Source organism: Rhodobacter sp. NTK016B, assembly GCF_017303295.1.
In the GTDB taxonomy this organism is placed as follows: Bacteria; Pseudomonadota; Alphaproteobacteria; order Rhodobacterales; family Rhodobacteraceae; genus Pararhodobacter.
On record NZ_JAFKOK010000004.1, the window covers coordinates 198,439 to 218,057 of the forward strand.

At 65.4% G+C, this 19,619-nt stretch carries 16 protein-coding genes; 9 read left to right on the forward strand and 7 right to left on the reverse strand.

What is annotated here, in order from left to right; translation table 11 throughout:
* Window position 1: 1 nt before the first annotated feature.
* From JI664_RS07120 to JI664_RS07135, 4 genes are all read right to left on the reverse strand, one after another.
* Window positions 2-1,180: an ammonium transporter gene (locus tag JI664_RS07120; protein ID WP_207013037.1), complete on the reverse strand. Its 1,179-nt coding sequence runs from the start codon at window positions 1,178-1,180 to the stop codon at window positions 2-4.
* A 160-nt stretch (window positions 1,181-1,340) separates the two neighbouring features.
* A complete protein-coding gene (locus JI664_RS07125; RefSeq protein ID WP_207013038.1) occupies window positions 1,341-1,811 on the reverse strand; it encodes a CinA family protein in 471 nt (156 codons plus the stop codon).
* Window positions 1,808-2,302: a phosphatidylglycerophosphatase A family protein gene (locus JI664_RS07130; protein ID WP_207013039.1), complete on the reverse strand. Its 495-nt coding sequence runs from the start codon at window positions 2,300-2,302 to the stop codon at window positions 1,808-1,810. Before JI664_RS07130 ends, JI664_RS07125 begins: the two co-directional genes overlap by 4 nt.
* Window positions 2,299-3,456: a bifunctional 2-C-methyl-D-erythritol 4-phosphate cytidylyltransferase/2-C-methyl-D-erythritol 2,4-cyclodiphosphate synthase gene (locus JI664_RS07135; RefSeq protein WP_207013040.1), complete on the reverse strand. Its 1,158-nt coding sequence runs from the start codon at window positions 3,454-3,456 to the stop codon at window positions 2,299-2,301. Before JI664_RS07135 ends, JI664_RS07130 begins: the two co-directional genes overlap by 4 nt.
* A 202-nt stretch (window positions 3,457-3,658) precedes the next feature.
* Between JI664_RS07135 and dusB the strand changes: the two genes are divergently transcribed.
* The 9 genes from dusB (at window position 3,659) to hflX (ending at window position 15,641) form a co-directional block, all read left to right on the forward strand.
* Entirely contained in the window at window positions 3,659-4,648 is a 990-nt protein-coding gene (gene dusB, locus JI664_RS07140) for a tRNA dihydrouridine synthase DusB (RefSeq protein ID WP_207013041.1), read from the forward strand.
* On the forward strand, window positions 4,645-5,736 hold the full coding sequence (locus tag JI664_RS07145) for a two-component system sensor histidine kinase NtrB (RefSeq protein ID WP_207013042.1): 1,092 nt from the start codon (window positions 4,645-4,647) through the stop codon (window positions 5,734-5,736). Before dusB ends, JI664_RS07145 begins: the two co-directional genes overlap by 4 nt.
* Window positions 5,736-7,142, forward strand: coding sequence for a response regulator (locus tag JI664_RS07150; protein ID WP_207013043.1), 1,407 nt, complete (start codon window positions 5,736-5,738; stop codon window positions 7,140-7,142). The genes JI664_RS07145 and JI664_RS07150 overlap by 1 nt, the downstream gene beginning before the upstream one ends.
* Window positions 7,143-7,223: 81 nt before the next feature.
* Complete coding sequence (locus JI664_RS07155; RefSeq protein WP_207013044.1) at window positions 7,224-9,527, forward strand: sensor histidine kinase NtrY-like; 2,304 nt, start codon at window positions 7,224-7,226, stop codon at window positions 9,525-9,527.
* Window positions 9,524-10,915 carry a sigma-54-dependent transcriptional regulator gene (locus JI664_RS07160; RefSeq protein ID WP_109532092.1) on the forward strand — a complete coding sequence of 464 codons (1,392 nt, stop codon included), beginning with the start codon at window positions 9,524-9,526 and terminating at the stop codon, window positions 10,913-10,915. The genes JI664_RS07155 and JI664_RS07160 overlap by 4 nt, the downstream gene beginning before the upstream one ends.
* Window positions 10,916-10,967: 52 nt before the next feature.
* A complete protein-coding gene (gene trkA, locus JI664_RS07165) occupies window positions 10,968-12,344 on the forward strand; it encodes a Trk system potassium transporter TrkA (protein WP_207013045.1) in 1,377 nt (458 codons plus the stop codon).
* 1 nt (window position 12,345) lies between these two features.
* The gene (locus JI664_RS07170) at window positions 12,346-13,839 is read left to right on the forward strand and encodes a potassium transporter TrkG (RefSeq protein ID WP_207013046.1); all 1,494 of its coding nucleotides are present in this window, start codon (window positions 12,346-12,348) and stop codon (window positions 13,837-13,839) included.
* Window positions 13,840-14,009: 170 nt separating this feature from the next.
* Window positions 14,010-14,243: an RNA chaperone Hfq gene (hfq, locus tag JI664_RS07175; RefSeq protein WP_109532095.1), complete on the forward strand. Its 234-nt coding sequence runs from the start codon at window positions 14,010-14,012 to the stop codon at window positions 14,241-14,243.
* A 21-nt stretch (window positions 14,244-14,264) separates the two neighbouring features.
* Entirely contained in the window at window positions 14,265-15,641 is a 1,377-nt protein-coding gene (gene hflX, locus JI664_RS07180; RefSeq protein WP_349768692.1) for a GTPase HflX, read from the forward strand.
* A 21-nt stretch (window positions 15,642-15,662) separates the two neighbouring features.
* Here hflX and JI664_RS07185 read toward each other — a convergent pair whose 3' ends face one another.
* From JI664_RS07185 to JI664_RS07195, 3 genes are all read right to left on the reverse strand, one after another.
* Window positions 15,663-16,763 (reverse strand): FliG C-terminal domain-containing protein, encoded by a 1,101-nt coding sequence (locus JI664_RS07185; RefSeq protein WP_286173924.1) that lies wholly within the window; start codon window positions 16,761-16,763, stop codon window positions 15,663-15,665.
* A 298-nt stretch (window positions 16,764-17,061) separates the two neighbouring features.
* Window positions 17,062-18,189, reverse strand: coding sequence for a flavodoxin-dependent (E)-4-hydroxy-3-methylbut-2-enyl-diphosphate synthase (gene ispG, locus JI664_RS07190; protein ID WP_207013047.1), 1,128 nt, complete (start codon window positions 18,187-18,189; stop codon window positions 17,062-17,064).
* A 135-nt stretch (window positions 18,190-18,324) separates the two neighbouring features.
* Window positions 18,325-19,593 carry a helix-turn-helix domain-containing protein gene (locus JI664_RS07195; protein WP_207013048.1) on the reverse strand — a complete coding sequence of 423 codons (1,269 nt, stop codon included), beginning with the start codon at window positions 19,591-19,593 and terminating at the stop codon, window positions 18,325-18,327.
* Window positions 19,594-19,619: the final 26 nt, after the last annotated feature.

Sequence of the window (19,619 nt, forward strand, 5' to 3'; positions counted from 1 at the left end):
GTTACGACGAGACGTCGTAGGCGCGCTCGCCATGCACCGACAGGTCCAGCCCGTTGGTCTCGGTCTCGGCATCGACGCGCAGCGGGGTGATCAAGCCGACCAGTTTGATCAGAACCCACGATATCACGACGGTATAGACCCCGACGATGGCCAGTGCGCCCAGCTGCGCAGCCCATGCCGCATGACCGAGGGCGGCCAGCATCACCGTCCCGAAGATGCCGCCCACGCCATGAACCGCGAAGACATCGAGCGTATCGTCGACCTTCATCTTGTGGCGCACGAAGTTCACGGCCTCCTGGCACAGGATCCCGGCAATCGCGCCGATGATCAGCGCCTCGACCGGCCCCACGAAGCCCGATGCGGGCGTGATCGAGGCCAGCCCCGCAATCGTGCCGGTCACAAGCCCGACCATCGACGCGCGGCCAAACTTGATCCTCTCCCACAGCGCCCAGGTCAGGGAGGCCGCCGCCGCCGACAGATGCGTCACGGTGATGGCCATCGCCGCCTGTCCGTTCGCCGCCAGCGCCGAGCCGCCGTTGAAGCCGAACCAGCCGACCCACAGCATCGCCGCGCCCATCATCACCAACCCCGGATTGTGGGGCGGTGTCACCCGGTTCGAACGCGGACCCAGCGCCACGGCCAGCATCAGCGCGGCAAGACCGGCGGTTTCGTGCACGACGATGCCGCCGGCGAAATCGCGCGTGCCGGTTGCGCCGAAAATCCCGCCATCGGCCAGAAACCCGCCGCCCCAGATCCAATGGGTGACCGGCGCATAGACAAGGATCATCCACAGGGCCGAGAAGACCAGCACGAAGCCATAGCCGATCCGCTCGACATAGGCGCCGACGATCAGCGCGGGCGTGATGATCGCAAAGGTCATCTGGAAGACGAAGAACAGCACTTCCGGCACCGAGCCCGACAGCGTGTCGGCGTCAATGCCGATCAGAAACGCTTGGGACAACCCGCCCCAGATCGCGTCGCCTTCGCCGAAAGCGATGGAATAGCCAAGCGCCAGCCACAACACCGACATCAGGCAGGCGATGGAAAAGACGTGCATGAACACGCTCAGCACGTTCCTTGCGCGCACCAGCCCGCCATAAAACAGCGCCAGCGCGGGCAAGGTCATGAACAGCACAAGGGCTGTTGCAGTGATCAGGAAAGCGGTATCCGCAGCGTTCATCTGTCCCCCCTCAGGTTTGATGGCGCTTCTAGAGCGTCTCGCGAGAGGTCAGAAAACGGGCAAAGGGCCCCGAATACGAAAATATGCTGTGCAACGGGCGAAAAATGCACGTAATCGCCCGCAATTTGGACGTATCGCCCTTAAAAACAGCGAAAATGAATCAGGAAAGCGCGGACTTGAGCGCCGCGAGGGCATGCGCGACCGAGGCCGCGCGTACCTCTGCTCGTCCGATAGGCCCGAATTCGACGGTTTCCGTGCGCGTCGTGCCGTCTTTTCGGGCAAGGCCAAAACAGACGCGGCCCTCGGGCTTGTGTTCGGATCCACCGGGGCCGGCGATGCCGGTGGTCGATACCGCGATCTGCGCCGTGCTGTGACGCAGCGCGCCCTCGGCCATCTCGCGCGCGATCTCTTCGCTGACCGCGCCGTGGGCCCGCAACGTGGTGTCGCGGACGCCAAGCATGTCGCGCTTGGCGCCGTTGGAATAGGTCACGAAGCCCCTGTCGACGACATCAGACGAGCCGGGAATATCCGTCAGCGCCGCCGCGATCAGGCCGCCGGAGCAGCTTTCGGCGGTTGCGATCATGACGCCCTTTGCGCGAGCGAGATCAAGGACTTCCGACGCGAGGCTCACATCAAATATCCATGCGCGACGCCCGCTGCGACGATCACCGCAAGCCCGGCGCACAGACCGGCGAACAGATCGTCCAGCATCACACCCAGCCAGTCGTGCCGCTTGTCGGCACGTCCGATGAACCACGGTTTCCAGATGTCGAACAGGCGGAAGAAGACGAAGGCCGCGACCCAGCCGGGATAGGGCATCCAGTCGTCCCAGCCGCGCCACCAGAAGGCCAGCGCCGGAAAGGCCAGCGCGATCCATTGACCGGCGATCTCGTCGATAACGATCTCACCGGGATCCAGACCGGGCCGGTCCTTGAGTTCGACGTAACAGGCCCAGAGCCCCGCGGCGGTCGCCGCGAGCGCCGCCACCACGAGCATCGGCGCGCCCAGATAGCGGTCGATGACCAGACCCACGGCGATGGCCGCCGCCGAGCCCCAAGTGCCGGGGGCGGGGCGCATCAGCCCGGCTCCGAAGCCGATGGTGACGAGACGCGCGAGGGTCATGTCCGCACCAGCGTCGCGGTGGCAAGCGCCGCGATCCCTTCCTCACGCCCGGTGAAACCGAGCCGTTCCGAGGTCGTGGCCTTGACCGAAACCCGGTCCACTTCGACCGCCATGATCTGCGCCAGCGTGTCGCGCATCGCGTTGGCATGCGGGCCGATCTTCGGGCGTTCGCAGACCAGCGTCACGTCGCAATTGGCGATGGCATAGCCCTTGGAACGGGCCAGTTCGGCGGCGTGGCGCAGAAAGATATGGCTCTCGGCGCCTTTCCATTGCGGGTCCGAAGGGGGGAAGTGGCGGCCGATATCGCCCTCGGCCATGGCGCCATAGATCGCGTCGGTCAGCGCGTGCATCCCGACATCGGCATCCGAATGGCCCAGCAGCGCACGGCTATGCGGAACCTTGACGCCACAGAGCCAGACGTGATCGCCCTCGGTAAAGGCATGCACGTCGTAACCATTGCCCAGCCGTATGTCCATTGTCTGACCTTCTATTGCCTGACGTTCGGCCAGCGCCCGCTCGGCGCGTTCGAAATCAGCAGGATAGGTGAGTTTTATATTGCTTTCGGAGCCCTGAGTTATCCACACCGGCATGCCGGCGGCCCGCGCGATGGCCACATCGTCGGCCGCATCGCCCGGATGCGAGCGATAGGCGGCCAGAAGGCGGGCATAGTCGAAACCCTGAGGTGTCTGGGCGCGGTACAAGTCGTCGCGGTCGCGCAATCCGGCGACATGGCCGTTCTCGCCCTGCCAGAGCGCATCGGTAACCGGCAGCGCGGGGGCGGCGGCAGGATGCTGAGCGAGCGCGCCGACGACGCCGTGGATGACCTCCGGCTCGACAAGCGGGCGCGCGCCGTCATGGATCAGTACTTTGCCGGGGGGCGTGTCGCTCAGGGCTTCAAGGGCGGCGCGCACCGATTGCGTGCGCGAAGAGCCGCCCAGCACATGCGGGACGCCCAGCGTTTCCGCGCGCTCACGGTCGTCTTCGTGGGTCACCAGCAGGATGTTTTCGAGCCCCGCCGCGCGAAACGCATCGATCGTGTGGGCAAGCACCGGATGATTGTTCAGCATCCGCCATTGCTTGGGCACGCCACCACCCATCCGGCTGCCGCGACCGGCAGCCACAAGGATCACGGCGATGTCGCTTTTCCCAGTCATGAGATGTGAATTAGGGGATGTGGCAAGGGCCTGCAAGCGAATGCGCAGAACGACGAAGATGCAAAAACGGGCGTGCCTGCTTGGGCAGTGCGTGATATTTGTGCAGACGATGAAACGGGAAGCAGAATCCTGCCCGCTCGCCTTTCCGTTTGCCGCTTCTGCGCGCTAGATGGGCACAACCCGCATTGCCGAACCGAGCCTGATGACTTCCTCAGCGTTTCCAGTATCCCTGACGCCACCCGTGGTCCTGGCCCCCATGTCGGGGATCACGGATCTGCCGTTCCGTCGGATGGTGGCCCGATTTGGCGCGGGCCTCGTGGTGAGCGAGATGATCGCCTCGGGCGAGATGGTGACCGCCCGCCCGTCGCGCCGCGCCGCAAGCCGCGCGCGGGCCGAGGTCGATGACAGCGTGCCGACCGCCGTGCAGCTTGCCGGGCGACATGCCGACGCGATGGCCGAGGCCGCGCGCATCGCCGAAGGGCAGGGTGCCCCGCTGATCGACATCAATATGGGCTGCCCGGCAAAGAAAGTCGTGGGCGGCGCCGCCGGTTCCGCGCTGATGCGCGAGCCTGATCTGGCGCTGCGGCTGATCGAGGCGGTTGTCGGCGCAGTAAGCGTGCCCGTGACGCTGAAAATGCGTCTGGGCTGGGACAACGATTGCCTGAACGCGCCGCAGATCGCGCGACAGGCTGAAGAGGCCGGTGTACGGATGCTTACTATCCATGGCCGGACCCGCGCGCAGTTCTATAAAGGTCATGCCGACTGGACCGCGATCGCCGAGGTGGTCGACGCGGTGTCGATCCCGGTCATCGCCAACGGGGATATTGTCGATGCGGCAAGCGCGCGCGGCGCGCTGGCGGCCTCGGGGGCGGCGGGTATCATGGTGGGGCGCGGCGCGCAGGGGCGTCCGTGGCTGTTGGCCGAGATCGGGGCCGCGCTTCATGGCACGCCTGCGCCCGAAGTGCCCGAAGGCGACGCGCTCGCCGATCTGGTGGCCGAGCATTATGAGCAGATCCTGTCCTTCTACGGCGCCGAACTGGGCGTGCGCATCGCAAGGAAGCATCTGGGCTGGTATATTGATGCGGTCGCCGGGCCCGCCGATCTGCGCGCCCTGCTCATGCGTGAAACCGATCCCGCGCGGGTGATCCGCACGCTGCCCGGCGCGCTGACTCCGGATCGGGCGGCGGCATGAGCTACGTTCCGGTCCCCGGCGCCATCTTCGCCGCCTTGCCGATGCCCGCCTTCCTGACCGGGGCGGACGGCACGCGTGAGGTGATCCTCGATTGCAACACGGCTGCCGAGCAATTCTGCTCGGTCTCGTCGCAGGTGCTCAAGGGCGAGCCCGCTTTCGACCGGCTGCTGATCGACGCGCCGATGGAAGAGGCCGTCGAGCGCGCGCGCAAGAACCGCGCACCGATCTTCATCAACGATTGCGAAGTGACCACCGGGGAACGTCCGCCCATCCTGTGCACGCTGCAGCTTGCGCCGATGAACGACGATTCCGATTCGCTTCTGATGTTGATCACGCCGCGCGACATTGCCGGGCGACTGGGGCGCACGCAGGTGGTCAAGGCGGCGGCCAAATCGGCCATCGGCATGGCCGACATGCTGGCGCATGAGATCAAGAATCCGCTGGCCGGGATCGCCGGGGCCGCGCAGCTTTTGTCGATGGGGCTTAGTGCCGCCGACCGCGAACTGACCGACCTGATCGTCGCCGAGACGCGGCGTGTGGTGAAGCTGCTCGAACAGGTCGAGCAATTCGGCGATCAGCGTCCGCCCGACCGCAAGGCCACGAATATCCACGATGTTCTGGAGCGCGCGCGGCGTTCGGCCGGGGTCAGCTTTGGCGCGCATATGAAGATCCGCGACGATTACGACCCGTCGCTGCCCGAAGTCTGGGCCGATCCCGATCAGTTGCAGCAAGTGTTTCTGAACCTGTTGAAAAACGCGTCCGAGGCCCAGCCCGATGGCGGTACGATCCGCATCCGCACGCAGTTCGAGCGTGGGCTGCAGGTGAGCGGGCTCGACGGGCGGCGCGTGGCGCTGCCAATCCATGTCCATATCGAGGATGACGGCCCCGGCCTGCCCAATTCAATTGCCGAGAACGTGTTCGAACCCTTCGTTTCCGGGCGCGAGAACGGCACCGGGCTGGGGCTGGCGCTGGTGTCGAAGATCATCGCCGCACATGAAGGCTGGATCGAGGTCAAGTCTCGTCCCGGTCAGACGATCTTTCGGGTGTCCCTTCCCATGGCCCCGATGACAAGCAAGGAGTCCCGCTGATGGATGGAACCGTCCTCGTAGCCGACGATGACCGCACGATTCGGACCGTGCTCACACAGGCGCTGACGCGGGCAGGGTGCCGCGTTCACGCGACCTCGAGCCTGACGACGCTGCTGCGGTGGGTCGAGGAAGGAAAGGGCGATCTGGTCGTCACCGACGTGATGATGCCCGACGGCAACGGGATCGAGATGCTGCCGCAGATCAAGACGATGCGTCCGGGGCTGCCGGTGATCGTGATTTCGGCGCAGAACACGATCATGACCGCCATTCAGGCAACCGAGGCCGAGGCGTGGGATTACCTGCCCAAACCCTTCGATCTGCCCGATCTTCTCTCGCGGGCGGGCAAGGCGATGGAAAGCTCGCGTCGCGGCGGAGTTCGGGTCAAGTCGCCCGCCGCAGCGCCCGCGCCGGCGGTTGCCACGCCCGAACCCGCTGCCGCCGCCGATCTGCCGCTGGTCGGACGCACGCCGTCGATGCAGGCGCTGTACCGGCTGGTCGCGCGCGTGATGAATGCCGAGCTTCCGGCGCTCATCACCGGCGAATCCGGGACCGGCAAGTCGCTGCTGGCGCGCGCGCTGCACGATTTCTCGGACCGCCGCGCGCAACCCTTTGTTCTGGCCTCGGCGCAGGATTTCACCGGCGATCAGAATTCGGCGGGGCCGTCGATGATGGCGCGCGCGCGGGGCGGGTCCTTGGTGATCGACGGGCTCGGCGATCTCGATGCCTCGGCGCAGGCGCGGCTTGTGCGGCTTCTCGATTCGCTGCCGTCCGACGGGCCGCGCATCATCGCTATTGCCGATGGCACGCTGAACACCACGCTTGAGGCCGGGAATTTCCGCCACGACCTGTATTACCGCCTGTCGGGCGTGACGCTGCATGTCCCGCCGTTGCGCGAACGGATCGAGGATATTCCGCTTCTGGCCGAGCATTTCCTCGCCCGCGCCGCCCGCGACGGCGGCAATCCGCGACGCTTGTCGACCTCGGCGCTGGAACTCGTCCGGCAATACCGCTGGCCGGGCAATGTGCGGCAGCTGGAAAACGTGATCCGGCGGCTGGTTATTACTGGTCAAGAGCCCGAGATCGGCCGCGCCGAGATCGAAAGCGCGCTCAACGCCCATCCCGCCGCCGCGCCCTCAGGCGAGTCGAGCGAGGCGGGGACATTGGCGGAATCGGTGGCCCGCCACGTGCGCCGGTATTTCGAACTGCACGGCGCCGATCTGCCGCCGCCGGGCGTCTATCAGCGCATCCTGCGCGAGGTCGAAGCGCCGCTCATCGACATTGCGCTGGAATATACCGGCGGCAATCAGGCGCGTTGTGCCGATCTGCTGGGGATCAACCGCAATACCTTGCGCAAGAAAACCAACGAGCTGGATATTCGCGTGACACGGCGGCGCAAATTGATGTAGTCAGGCAACAGGGCGTGGCGCAATTGCCGCACCCCATGCATTCAACCCCGCGGCTGCGCCTGTGTTGCCTGATCATCATTCATGACTTCGCCCGACTCTTCCGTCGATCCGGCCCATCAGGCCGAAGCCTTCGGTCCACGCCGTCGCAGCCCGTTCCAGCGGCGCGTGCAGACGCTGGGCACGCTGACGCTTGTGCTGCTGGCACCGGTTCTGGTGGCCGCGACCGTGCTGGTTCTGGGGCCGTTCTCGTTCGTGTCGGGGTTGCCGTCGCTGCGCGTCGTGCTGATCGCGGATCTGGTCTATATCCTCGTCGTCGCGGTGCTGGTTCTGACCCGCATCATCCGGCTGATCCGTGCGCGCCGCTCGCAGGCGGTGGGGGCCAAGCTGCATTTGCGGCTATCCTCGCTCTTTGCCGTCATCGCGCTTCTGCCCGCGATCACCGTCGCCGTTTTCGCGGTGGTGACGATCAATCTGGGGCTTGAGAGCTGGTTCTCGGACCGGGTGCGCAACGTTGTGGGCAACTCGCTTGCCGCCGCCGAAGCCTATCAGGGCGAACAGGAGCGCAACCTCATCGAAGACGCGCAGGCCGTCGCCGATGTGCTGGCCGAGGCCCGTCGCCGCAGCCCCGCGATCAGCGAAGGCGAGGTGCGCCAGCTTCTCAGTCAGGCGCAGGCGGCGATCCAGCGTGGGCTGCGGGTCGCGTTCATCATCAATTCGGATGGCGAGCTGCTGTTGCGTGGCGACCGCTCGTATCTGTTCGACTTCATCGAACCCGCGCCCGAGGATATCGTCCGCGCGCTGGATGGCGAACTGGCCCTAATCAAGGACTGGCCCAACAGCGAATTCCGCGCGCTGGTGGCGCTGCCGGGCTATGGCGACCGGCTGCTCTATGTCGCGCGCGCCGTCGATGGCGAGATCCTGAGCCTGCTCGACGAAACCCAGCAGACGATCCAGCTTTACACCCAGCTTGAAGCCGAGCGGGGCACCGTGCTGTTCAACTTCGCGCTGGTTTATATCGGCTTTGCGATGATCCTCATTCTGGCGGCGGTCTGGCTAGGTATGTGGTTTGCCGAAGGGCTGTCGCGTCCCATCGGGCGGCTTGCGGCGGCGGCCGAGAATGTCGGTAAGGGCGATCTGGACGTGCAGGTGCCCGAAGAGCGCGGCGATGACGAGATCGCGACGATGGGCCGGGTGTTCAACCAGATGACCTGGCAGCTCAAAGGGCAGCGCGAGGCGCTGTTGTTCAACACCCGCCAGATCGAGGAACGGCGCCGGCTGTTCGATTCGGTGCTGGGCTCGGTGACGGCGGGGGTGATCGGTCTGGACGCCGAGGGCCGCGTCGATTTCGTCAACCGCGCCGCCGAAACCCTGATCGGGGTCGAGGCCGAAGGCGCGGTGCATTCGCCGCTGACCGAGATCGTGCCGGAATTCGAGGTGTTGCTGTCGCGTCTGCGCAAGGGCGACGGGCGCATGGTCGGCGGGCGCGTTCAGGACGAGATCCGTCTCAGCCGCAACGGGCGGCTTGAAAGCCTGCTGGTGCGGCTGGCCGAACGGCGTACCGCGAGCGGCGAGCTTGAAGGCTACGTTGTGGCCTTCGACGATGTGACCGAGCTGGTCTCGGCTCAGCGCATGGCGGCCTGGGGCGACGTGGCGCGGCGGATCGCGCATGAGATCAAGAACCCGCTGACCCCGATCCAGCTGTCGGCCGAGCGTATCAAGCGCAAGTTTTCCAAGGTGATGGATGACGAGGACGCGGCGTCGCTGGGCAATCTGACCGATGTCATCGTGCGCCAGACCAACGACCTGCGCCGTATCGTCGATGAATTCTCGCGCTTCGCGCGGATGCCCGAACCCGATCGCCGCCCGCATGATCTGGTACAGATCCTGCGCGACGCGACCACCCTGCAGGAAGCCGGGCAGGAAGCGGTCGAATTCGATATCGCCTTGCCGCAAGAGCCGCTGGTGATCGAGATCGACGCGACGATGATCTCGCAGGCGCTGACCAACCTGATCAAGAATGCGGGCGAAGCGACCGAGGGGCTGATCGAGGCGGGCAACGCGCCCGACGGTTACCATCCGCGCATCGAGGTGCAGATGGACGTGACCGAGGATCGCGCCATCATTACCATCGCCGATAACGGGATCGGCCTTCCCGAAGACCGGGCGCGGCTGTTTGAACCCTATGTGACGACGCGCGAACGCGGGACCGGGCTGGGCCTGCCGATCGTGAAGAAGATCATCGAAGAGCACGGCGGTTCGCTGGCGTTGCGCGATGCCCCGGTCATGCCGGGATGCGCCCATACCGGCGCGCTGGCGGAAATCCGGCTGCCTATCCTGCGCACTCCGCGCGGCAGCCGCAATGAAAGAACAGGAGCCGAGGCATGAGCGACATCCTGATCGTCGACGACGAGCGCGACATCCGGGAACTGGTGGCCGAAATCCTGCGCGAAGAGGGGTATTCGACCCGTCTCGCCGCCAATTCGGACGAGGCGATGTCCGCCGTCGCCAATGATCCGCCGATGCTGATGATCCTCGATCTGTGGCTGCGCGATTCCAAGATGGACGGGATCGGCATCCTGATGTCGGTGAAACGCGAATACCCGCATATCCCGGTCGTCATCATCTCGGGTCACGGCAATATCGAAATCGCCGTCGAGGCAATCAAGAAGGGCGCCTACGACTTCATCGAGAAACCCTTCAACACCGACCAGCTTCTTGTGGTGATCGGTCGCGCGATGGAAACCTCGCGCCTGCGGCGTGAAAACACCAAGCTGAAAAAGCGCGATACCGGCCCGACCGAGATGATCGGTCAGAGCCAGTCGATGAAATTCCTGCGCTCGCAGCTGGGCAAGGTCACGCGCTCGAACGGGCGGGTGATGCTGACCGGGCCGTCGGGCTCGGGCAAGGAAGTGGCGGCGCGCTACATCCACCTCAATTCGAATCGCGCCGACGCGCCTTTCGTCACTGTTTCCTGCGCGGCGATCGAACCCGACAAGATGGAGACCGTGCTGTTCGGGCAGGAAAGCGGCGCGCGCGGCGTGATTCCGGGGCTTCTGGAACAGGCAAATGGCGGGATCCTGTATCTCGACGAGGTGGCCGACATGCCGCTGGGCACACAGTCGAAGATCCTGCGCGTTCTGGTCGAGCAGACCTTTACCCGGGTCGATGGCGCCGACCGGGTCAAGGTGGATCTGCGGGTGATCTCGTCCACCACGCGCGATCTGCGCGCCGAGATTGCGGCGGGCACCTTCCGGCAGGAACTCTATGACCGGCTCAACGTGGTGCCGATTTCGGTGCCCGCATTGGCCGAGCGGCGCGATGACATCCCCGTGCTGGCCCGCCATTTCATCGACCTTCTGCACCAGACGCAGGGCCTGCCCAAACGCGATCTGTCCGAAGAGGCCGAAACGCAGCTTCAGTCGATGAACTGGCCCGGCAATATCCGCCAGCTTCGCAATGTCATCGAGCGGGCGCTGATTCTGGGCGACGGGCAGGGGGCCATCGAGGCGCGCGATCTGGCCTCGGATCCTGCGGGCGCCGAGGAGGAAGGCCGCGTCGTGCTGGCGGGCGGGCTTGCCACGCTGCCGCTGCGCGAGGCGCGCGAATTGTTCGAGCGTGAATACCTGCTCACGCAGATCAATCGCTTCGGCGGCAACATCTCGCGTACCGCCGCATTTGTGGGTATGGAGCGCTCGGCGTTGCATCGAAAGCTCAAGTCGCTCGGTGTGAACACCGCCGCCCTTTCGGGCGGGCGCAGCAATCGCGACGATTGAGGTCGCAGGCATACTGAGTCGGACCTGCTAGGGCCAGATTGGGAAACGGACGATGAAGATCATCATCTGCGGCGCGGGCCAGGTCGGCTGGCAGATCGCGCGCCATCTGTCGGGCGAGTTCAACGACGTCTCGATCGTCGACAATAACCCCGCGCTGGTGCGCCGCGCCACCGATGCGCTGGAAGTGCAGGGAATCGTCGGCTTCGCCTCGCATCCCGATGTGCTGGAACAGGCCGGCGCGCGCGAAGCCGATATGATCATCGCCGCCACGCATTCGGACGAAGTGAACATGGTCACCTGTCAGGTGGCGCATTCGGTGTTCAACGTCACCCGCAAGATCGCCCGCCTGCGCGCGCAAAGCTATCTCGACCCGGTCTATAGCGACCTGTTTCGCCGCGATCACATGCCCATCGACGTGGTCATCAACCCCGAACAGGAAGTCTCGCGAGCGGCGCTCCGGCGCTTTGCCGCGCCGTCGACTTTCGATGTGCAGGATTTCCTCGACGGTTCGGTGCAACTGGCCGGTCTGGCGCTGGACGAAGACTGCCCGGTTCTGAACACGCCGCTGCGCCAATTGACCGAGCTGTTCTCGTCCCTGCGCGCCATCGTCGTCGGCGTTCGCCGGGGCGGCAAGCTTTTCGCGCCAGAGCCGGGCGATCAGCTGTTCAACGGCGACCAGATCTACGTGGTCTCGGAAGCGTCGGACCTTGCGCGCACGCTGGCCATTTTCGGCAAGCCCCAGGCCAAGCAGGAACGCGTGGTCGTGGTCGGGGCGGGCAATGTCGGGCTTGGCGTGGCGCGTGCGCTGGAAAACCGCAAGGAGCGGGTCCGCGTCAAGGTGATCGAGCGCGACCGCACCCGCGCAGAAACCGCCGCCGATCTGCTGGAACGGACCATCGTGCTGCATGGCGACGGGATGGACAGCGAATTGCTGGGCGAAGCGGCCATCGATTCCGCCGATGCGCTGCTGGCCGTGACCGATGACGACAAGACCAACCTGCTGGCCTGCGTGCGTGCCAAAGCGATGGGCTGCAAAATGACCATCGCGCTGGTCAACGATCCCTCGCTGGTGCCGCTGATGACGCATCTGGGCATCGACGCGCATATCAACCCGCGCGCCACGACCGTTTCGTCGATCCTGCGCCATGTCCGTCTGGGCCGCGTGCGCTCGATCTACACGATCGGCGATGGCGAGGCCGAGGTGATCGAGGCGCAGGTTCTGTCCACCTCGCCGCTGGCGGGCCGCACCATCGCCAATATCGGCTTCCCCGAAGGCGCGCTGGTTGGCGCGGTCAAGAAGCGCGGCGAGTTCATCAAGCCCACCGGCTCGACCGAACTTGAGGAAGGCGACCTGCTGGTGATCTTCGCCCTTCGCAACGATGTGCCGGTAATCGAGCGGCTGTTGCAGGTGGCGGTGGAGTATTTCTGACATGAACGCGCGCCTGTCCAAGGTGCCGCCGCTTGTCGCGCTGATCGCGCTGGCAGGCGCGCTGATGCTGGTGCCCGCCGCCGTGGCGGCGTTGGACGGCAATGCCTCGCTGGCGCGCACGTTTTTCTATTGGGGGCTTCTGAGCCTGCTCGTCGCCAGCTTCGTCGCCATCGCCATGGCCGGGCAGACGCGGCGGGGCGTGGCCAAGGGGCCGTTCCCGCTGCTGGCGACGATCTATCTGGCCTTGCCCGCTGTGATGGCGCTGCCGATGGCCGATGCGTTGCCCAACATGCGCTATCTCGATGCGTGGTTCGAGATGATCTCGGCCTTCACCACCACCGGCGCATCATTGATCGACCTGCCGCGCCGGGTGCCGCAGGCAATCCATCTGTGGCGCGGCCTGGCCGGATGGCTGGGTGGCGCCTTCATCCTTTCGGCTGCGACCGCGCTTCTCGCCCCGTTGCGGCTGGGCGGGTACGAAATGATCCGGCGCAAACCCACCGCCTTGCGCAACGCAGGCGTCGGCGCGGGCTACGGGATGCGGCTCAGGGTTCACGCGGCGGTCGTCTTGCCCGCCTATGCCGGGCTCACGCTGGCGCTGTGGCTGATCCTGTCGGTCGTGGGGGTGCCGGGGTTCCATGCGCTGATGCAGGCGATGGCGACGCTGTCGACCTCGGGTGTGCTGCCGCGCGAAACGCTGGGGAATGTGGGGCTCGCGGGGGAAATCGCGATCTTCGGGTTCCTGTGCATCGCGCTGAGCCGCCGCTTTCTGCCCGGCTATTCCGCCCGCGCCCGGCCCCTGCACCGCGACCCCGAATTGCTGACGGCGGCGCTGGTGATCGGACTGGTGACGCTGTTCGTCGTGGCCCGCCACTGGTTCGGCGCCTTCGAGACCGCCGAGGGCGAGAACCTGCCCGCCATCGGGCGTGCGGCCTGGGGCGCGGCCTTTACCGCGCTGTCGTTCCTGACCACCACGGGCTTCGTCAATCAGGACTGGATCGCCTCACGCGCATGGTCGGGGCTGACGCCGCCGGGGCTTGTGCTGATGGCGGTGGCGCTTCTGGGCGGCGGCGTGGCGACCACGGCGGGGGGCATCAAGCTGCTCAGGATCTACGCGCTGGGACGCATGGGCCGCTACGAGATGATGCGGATGATCTACCCGTCGATGGTGATCGGCGGCAATGAATATGACCGCTTTCTGGCGACCTCGGCCGCACGCTCGGCCTGGCTGTTCGCGATGGTCTTCGCGCTGACGTCGATCGTGGTCGTGGCGTTCCTGCTGTTCAGCGGGATGCGGCTGGAAACGGCGATGATCTATACCGTGGCTGCGCTGACGAATACCGGCCAGCTTGTACAGGTCGGCGGCGATCAGCCGCTGTACTGGGTCCTGCTGACCGATACCCAGCGGGTGGTCCTTGCGCTCGCGATGATTCTCGGTAGGCTCGAAATCCTCGTTTTGCTGGCGGCGATCCTTGATCGTTCGCGGCGAAACTGACACTCCTCTCGCTGCGGACCCGGTAGCGCCATGCGTTTTGACCGGGTAATGCGCTGAAAAAGGCAAGTTTTCGGGCTGGAAACTTGCCTGATCCACCTCCATACTCTGGCGACAGGGGGAGACTGCGCCAGCTGCAATGGCTGCGCGGGCCAATAAGAAAAGGCAAGACAATGGCCGTCGACAAACAAAATCTGCAGGATGCATTTCTGAACCACGTTCGCAAGAACAAGGTCCCCGTGACAATTTTCCTGATCAACGGGGTCAAATTGCTGGGCGTCATCACCTGGTTTGACAATTTCTGCGTGTTGCTGCGCCGGGAAGGGCAAAGCCAGCTCGTCTACAAGCATGCCATCTCGACCATCATGCCGGGTCAGCCGATTTCGCTGTATAACGGTGACGACTGATCGCGAGCCGGACGTCTCATCGTGACTGACGACAGGTTTGACCACGACCGGGGGCCGCGTGCGCATCCCCAGAGGGCGCTGGTTCTGCATCCCGATATTCGTGGCCACAGCGCCGCGCGCTCGCCCGAGGCCGCCTTGGACGAGGCGCTGGCGTTGGCTTTGGCGCTGCCCGGCATCGACGTGGCGGGCGGGCAGGTCGTGCGGCTGCCCAAGGCGCAGCCGGGCCTGTTGTTCGGCACCGGTAAGGTGGCCGAACTCAAGCTTCAGATCGAAGAGGACGAGATCGAGCTGGTTCTGGTGGATGGTCCCGTTACGCCGGTTCAGCAGCGCAATCTTGAAAAGGAATGGGGCGTCAAGCTTCTTGACCGCACCGGCCTGATCCTCGAGATCTTTGCCGACCGCGCCCGCACGCGCGAGGGCGTGCTGCAGGTCGAGCTGGCCGCGCTGAGCTATCAGCGCACGCGGCTGGTCCGGGCCTGGACCCACCTTGAGCGTCAGCGCGGTGGGCTGGGCTTCGTCGGGGGGCCCGGCGAAACGCAGATCGAGGCCGACCGCCGCGCCATCGACACGCAGATGACCCGCCTGCGCCGTCAGTTGGAAAAGGTGGTGAAAACGCGCGAACTGCACCGCGCGGCGCGGCGGCGCGTGCCGTATCCGATCGTGGCGCTCGTGGGGTACACGAACGCGGGCAAGTCGACGCTGTTCAACACCCTGACCGGGGCCGAGGTCATGGCCAAGGACATGCTCTTCGCGACGCTCGATCCGACGATGCGCGCGGTGACGCTGCCCGGTGGTCTGGCGGTGATCCTGTCGGACACGGTGGGGTTCATCTCGGACCTGCCGACGCAGCTGGTCGCGGCGTTCCGAGCGACGCTGGAAGAGGTGCTCGAAGCCGATCTGATCTTGCATGTGCGCGACATTGCCCATCCCGAGACCGAGGCGCAGGCCGACGACGTCGCGGCGATCCTGCGCGATCTCGGAGTGGGCGAAGATGTCGTCACGCTGGAAGTGTGGAACAAGATCGACCTTCTGGCGCCCGACGACGCGCAGGTCACCGTGGCCGAACGGCGCGAGGACGTGATTGCCGTCTCGGCGCTGAATGGGACGGGCATGGACACGCTGGTCGAGGCCGTGGGCCGCGCGCTTGGCGACGAGCGCCGACGCGAGACCGTGGTGATCGACCATGGCGAGGGCAGGGCGCGCGCTTGGGCCTATGCCGAGGGGATCGTGCAGGAAGAGGTCGCAGGCGATGACGGTATCACGCTGACGCTGACATGGTCGGCACGGCAGAAACGCCGTTTCCAGAGCCTGCTGACGCTTCCCGACGCGCCTGAGGACGATCTGGATGAGGATCTGGACAACGATCCGGATGACGACTTGGGCGCAGGCGACCGATAGCGCGGTGACGCAGGCTCCGCGTTACTCGTCATCGTCTTCCAGCAGTGTGATTTCCCCGATCTCGACCAGATTGCGCACCGCGGCCACGGCAGAGGCAAGGGCGGCTTCGGCCTCTTTCGCCTTGATGCGGCCGCGTGTTTCGACCTCGTCTCGCAGGGCGCCGGCCATACGCTGGGACATGTTGTTCAGAAGGAAGGTCGCGGCCTGACCGTCGGGGCTGTCGGGGGCCGGCAGGGTTGCCGCCAGCGCGGTGATCAGTTCCGCCTGCGGGATCTCGCGCAGCAGTTTCGGCACGTCGCGCGGGTTCACGCGTTCGGCGATATTGGCGAAGGTAAAGATCGCCTTGCGCACGCCCTCGGCGAAATCGGCGTCGTCCTCTTCCAGCCCGGTGAGCAGATCGTCGCGGACCTGTGACGAGGTAGAGTTCAGGATCGCACCAACCCGCGCGGCAGGGGCGGCGGGGAACGCGCGCGAGGGGCGGCCGTCGAGTTCGCGCGCGATCGACGTGCCGATCCGCGCCACCATTTCGGGCGCGATTCCTTCGGTCAGCGACACGCCATACGCCACGCGCCGCGCCCGTTCCCCGGGCATCTTGCCCAGAATATCGGCCGCGCGGGCGACCGGCAATTTCGATAGCACGACCGAGGCCACTTCGGCGCTTTCAGGTTCCAGCACACTCAACAGCGTTGGGGTATCGGCGCCGACGATCCGTTCCCACGGATCTTCGCCCGCCAGCGCGCGCTGGCGCAGGCGCGAGCTGGCGCCGGGGCTGAGCTTGCCGTCGAGCGCTTTCAGCGCCCCGCCAAGATTGGACGGAAAGCTGAGCCCTACCTGTTCCATCGTCTCGACGAATTCAGCGATCACGGTGTTGAGCGTGTCGCGATCCACCAGCCGCATTTCGGCGATGGTTTCAGTCAGCGCCGTCTGCATGTCTTCGGGCAGCGCCGACAGCTTGATATCGGCCCCTTCCGCCACCAGTAGCCGGACGATGATCGCCGCTTTCTGACGACCCGTCAGTTTCTTGATCGTGCGACCCGACGCGGCATGCGCGTGCATCAGCGCCTCGGCGTCTGTGTCTGTGTCGAGCGACGGGAAAGAAAACTTGGCAAGGTCCTGTGACATCGGCTCATCCGTTCTGGCTGAGCGCAGGATGCAGGAATGACGGTTAATCGACCGATAATTCCGAGCGGATTTTTTGCTGGTTTGGTAAGGGCGTTGCGCGGGCTTGATCCATGTCAAGGTCGCGGCGCGTCGGGAGCATTAGACAGGATGGCGAAGGGCAGGACATCGTCCGATCTTCATCTCCCGTTTCCGGGCGCACCTTCCTGCGTCTGGTCGACTATGCCGCCGCGAGACCTCCCTCTCGCGGCGCTTTTTCTTGTCCGGGGCGCCGCTAAAGCGCCCCGCCAGACTACTCGGCTCAGCCCGCCGCGACCGGCTCGGCCTCGGCTTCCAGCTCGGCTGCGCGCTTTTCGACGAGCTCGACGATATGGTCGATCATGCGGTCATTGGACATCTTGTGGTCCTGCTTGCCCGCCATGTAGATCATGCCCGAGCCCGCACCGCCGCCGGTGAAGCCGATATCTGTCATCAGCGCCTCGCCCGGGCCGTTCACCACGCAGCCGATGATCGACAGGCTCATCGGCGTCTTGATATGCGACAGCCGGTCTTCGAGGATCTCGACCGTCTTGATCACGTCAAAGCCCTGACGCGCGCAGGACGGGCAGGAAATGATCTGCACGCCGCGTGTGCGCAGGCCCAGCGATTTCAGGATCTCGTAGCCGACCTTGACCTCTTCGACCGGGTCCGCCGACAGGCTCACGCGGATCGTGTCGCCGATCCCGGCCCATAGCAGGTTGCCTAGCCCCACCGCCGATTTAACGGTCCCCGAAACGAAACCGCCCGCCTCGGTGATACCCAGATGGATCGGCGCATCGGTGGCATCGGCCAGTTGCTGATAGGCGGCGGCGGCCAGGAACACATCCGAGGCTTTCACCGAAATTTTGAATTCGTGGAAGTCGTTATCTTGCAGGATCTTGATGTGATCGAGCCCGCTTTCGACCATCGCGTCGGGGCAGGGCTCGCCATATTTGTCGAGCAGGTGCTTTTCCAGCGAACCGGCATTCACGCCGATGCGGATCGAACAGCCGTGATCCTTGGCGGCGCGGATCACTTCCTTCACGCGCTTCTCGTCACCGATATTACCGGGATTGATCCGCAGGCAGGCGGCGCCCGCCTCGGCGGCTTCAATCGCGCGTTTGTAGTGGAAATGGATATCGGCCACGATCGGCACCGGGCTTTCGCGGCAGATCTCGCGCAGCGCCTGCGTGCTGGCCTGATCGGGGGTCGAGACACGGACGATATCGGCGCCGACATCGGCAGCTGCCAGCACCTGAGCCAGCGTGGCCTTGACGTCGGTGGTGTCGGTATTGGTCATCGTCTGCACCGAGATCGGTGCGTCGCCGCCCACGGGGACGGATCCCACCATGATCTTGCGCGAGGCGCGGCGCTCGATGTTGCGCCAGGGGCGGATCGGGTTCAGGGACATGGGGCCGGGCTCCTCGATCTGTGTCGATCCTGAGAAATGGGTCTGAGGGCTGAGATAAGGTCTGTGGCGGACGGCGGCAATGCTGCAAAAGCAAAAGGCCCGCATCGCGCGGGCCCCTGTCGATCACGTTTCGCCTTATTCCGCCTGAAGCTGGGCGACATAGACGGCCAGATCGTCATCGCGTTCAAGATCGGCCACCTGATAGCTGCCCTGCAGCGCGTCGGCCTCCAGCGCCACATTGCGCACGACCGAAGCCGTGGGCGCAGCGGGGCCATAGGCCTGACCGTTGATCAGGAAATAGACCGAGCTGGAATTGCCCGCATGCAGCGTCGGCACATCCTCGGTCTGCGGGATAGTGTAACGCTCTCCCGCGTCGAGGATCCGCTCGAAGATGACCGAACCGTCGGCGGCCCGCACGCGCAGCCATGCCGGACGCACGGCGAGCAGCTCGACCGTGTCGGGACCGGCGGCCAGCACCTGCGGCGCGGTCGGATCGGCGCTTTCATCGCTCGAGGCCAGAGCCGCCAGCACCGCGTCATCGGTCGCGGCACGCTGCGCGGCTTCGGCCGGGCGGGGCGTCGAGGCGGCGGGCACGATCGACGCGATCGGTCCGTCGCGCGGCACCACGATCGGCACATCGAGCGCGGGCGCCCGGGCGATGCGAACCATACCCTCGGCGCTGCCAGTGGCATCGTCGCCCTGCATCGAGCCTTCATCCGTCGCGCTGAGCGACGGCGACCGCGGCGCGGTGCCAGCCCCCATCAGCGGATCGGTGTCATTCTCGGCCAGCATGGACGGCGCGGCGCGCATATCCGTACCCAACGGGTTGATGTCGCTGGCGACGTTGGGGATGATATCGGCCGGGGCGACCTGAACGCGCTGCACTTCTTTCAGCACTGTCCAGCCCGCATAACCAAGGCCAAGGATCAGCGCGCAAAGGATCGTCACCGATCCCAGCGCACCGGGTTCGATCCGGCGCCAGAAGGGTTCGGGATCGGGCAGGATGCCAACGCCTTTCAGCGCACCGCCGCGGGCTTCGATCGGTTCGCTGCGCGAGGGCTTGTTGAGCCCCGACATGCCGCCCATGCCCTGGACCTGAACCTGAAAACCGTGCTCGGCGCAGAAGCGCTCGTACACCCATTCGGGCTCCATACCCAGATAGCGGGCATAAGACCGCACGAACCCGGCGATGAAGCTGGGGGTCTCGAACGCGTCGAGATCGCCATTCTCGATGGCTGCAATATACGCCGCCCGGATATGCAGTTCCCGCTGAACGTCCAGCAGCGACTTGCCCAAAGTGGCGCGTTCGCCACGAAGGATGTCGCCGAGATGCAGTTCGAAATCATCGAAACCGCGTGGACTTTCATCGTGCTGCGCCGGAGGCTGTTCCTTCCGCCAGATCATCTGCCCTGTCCCTTGACCGCCTGCTC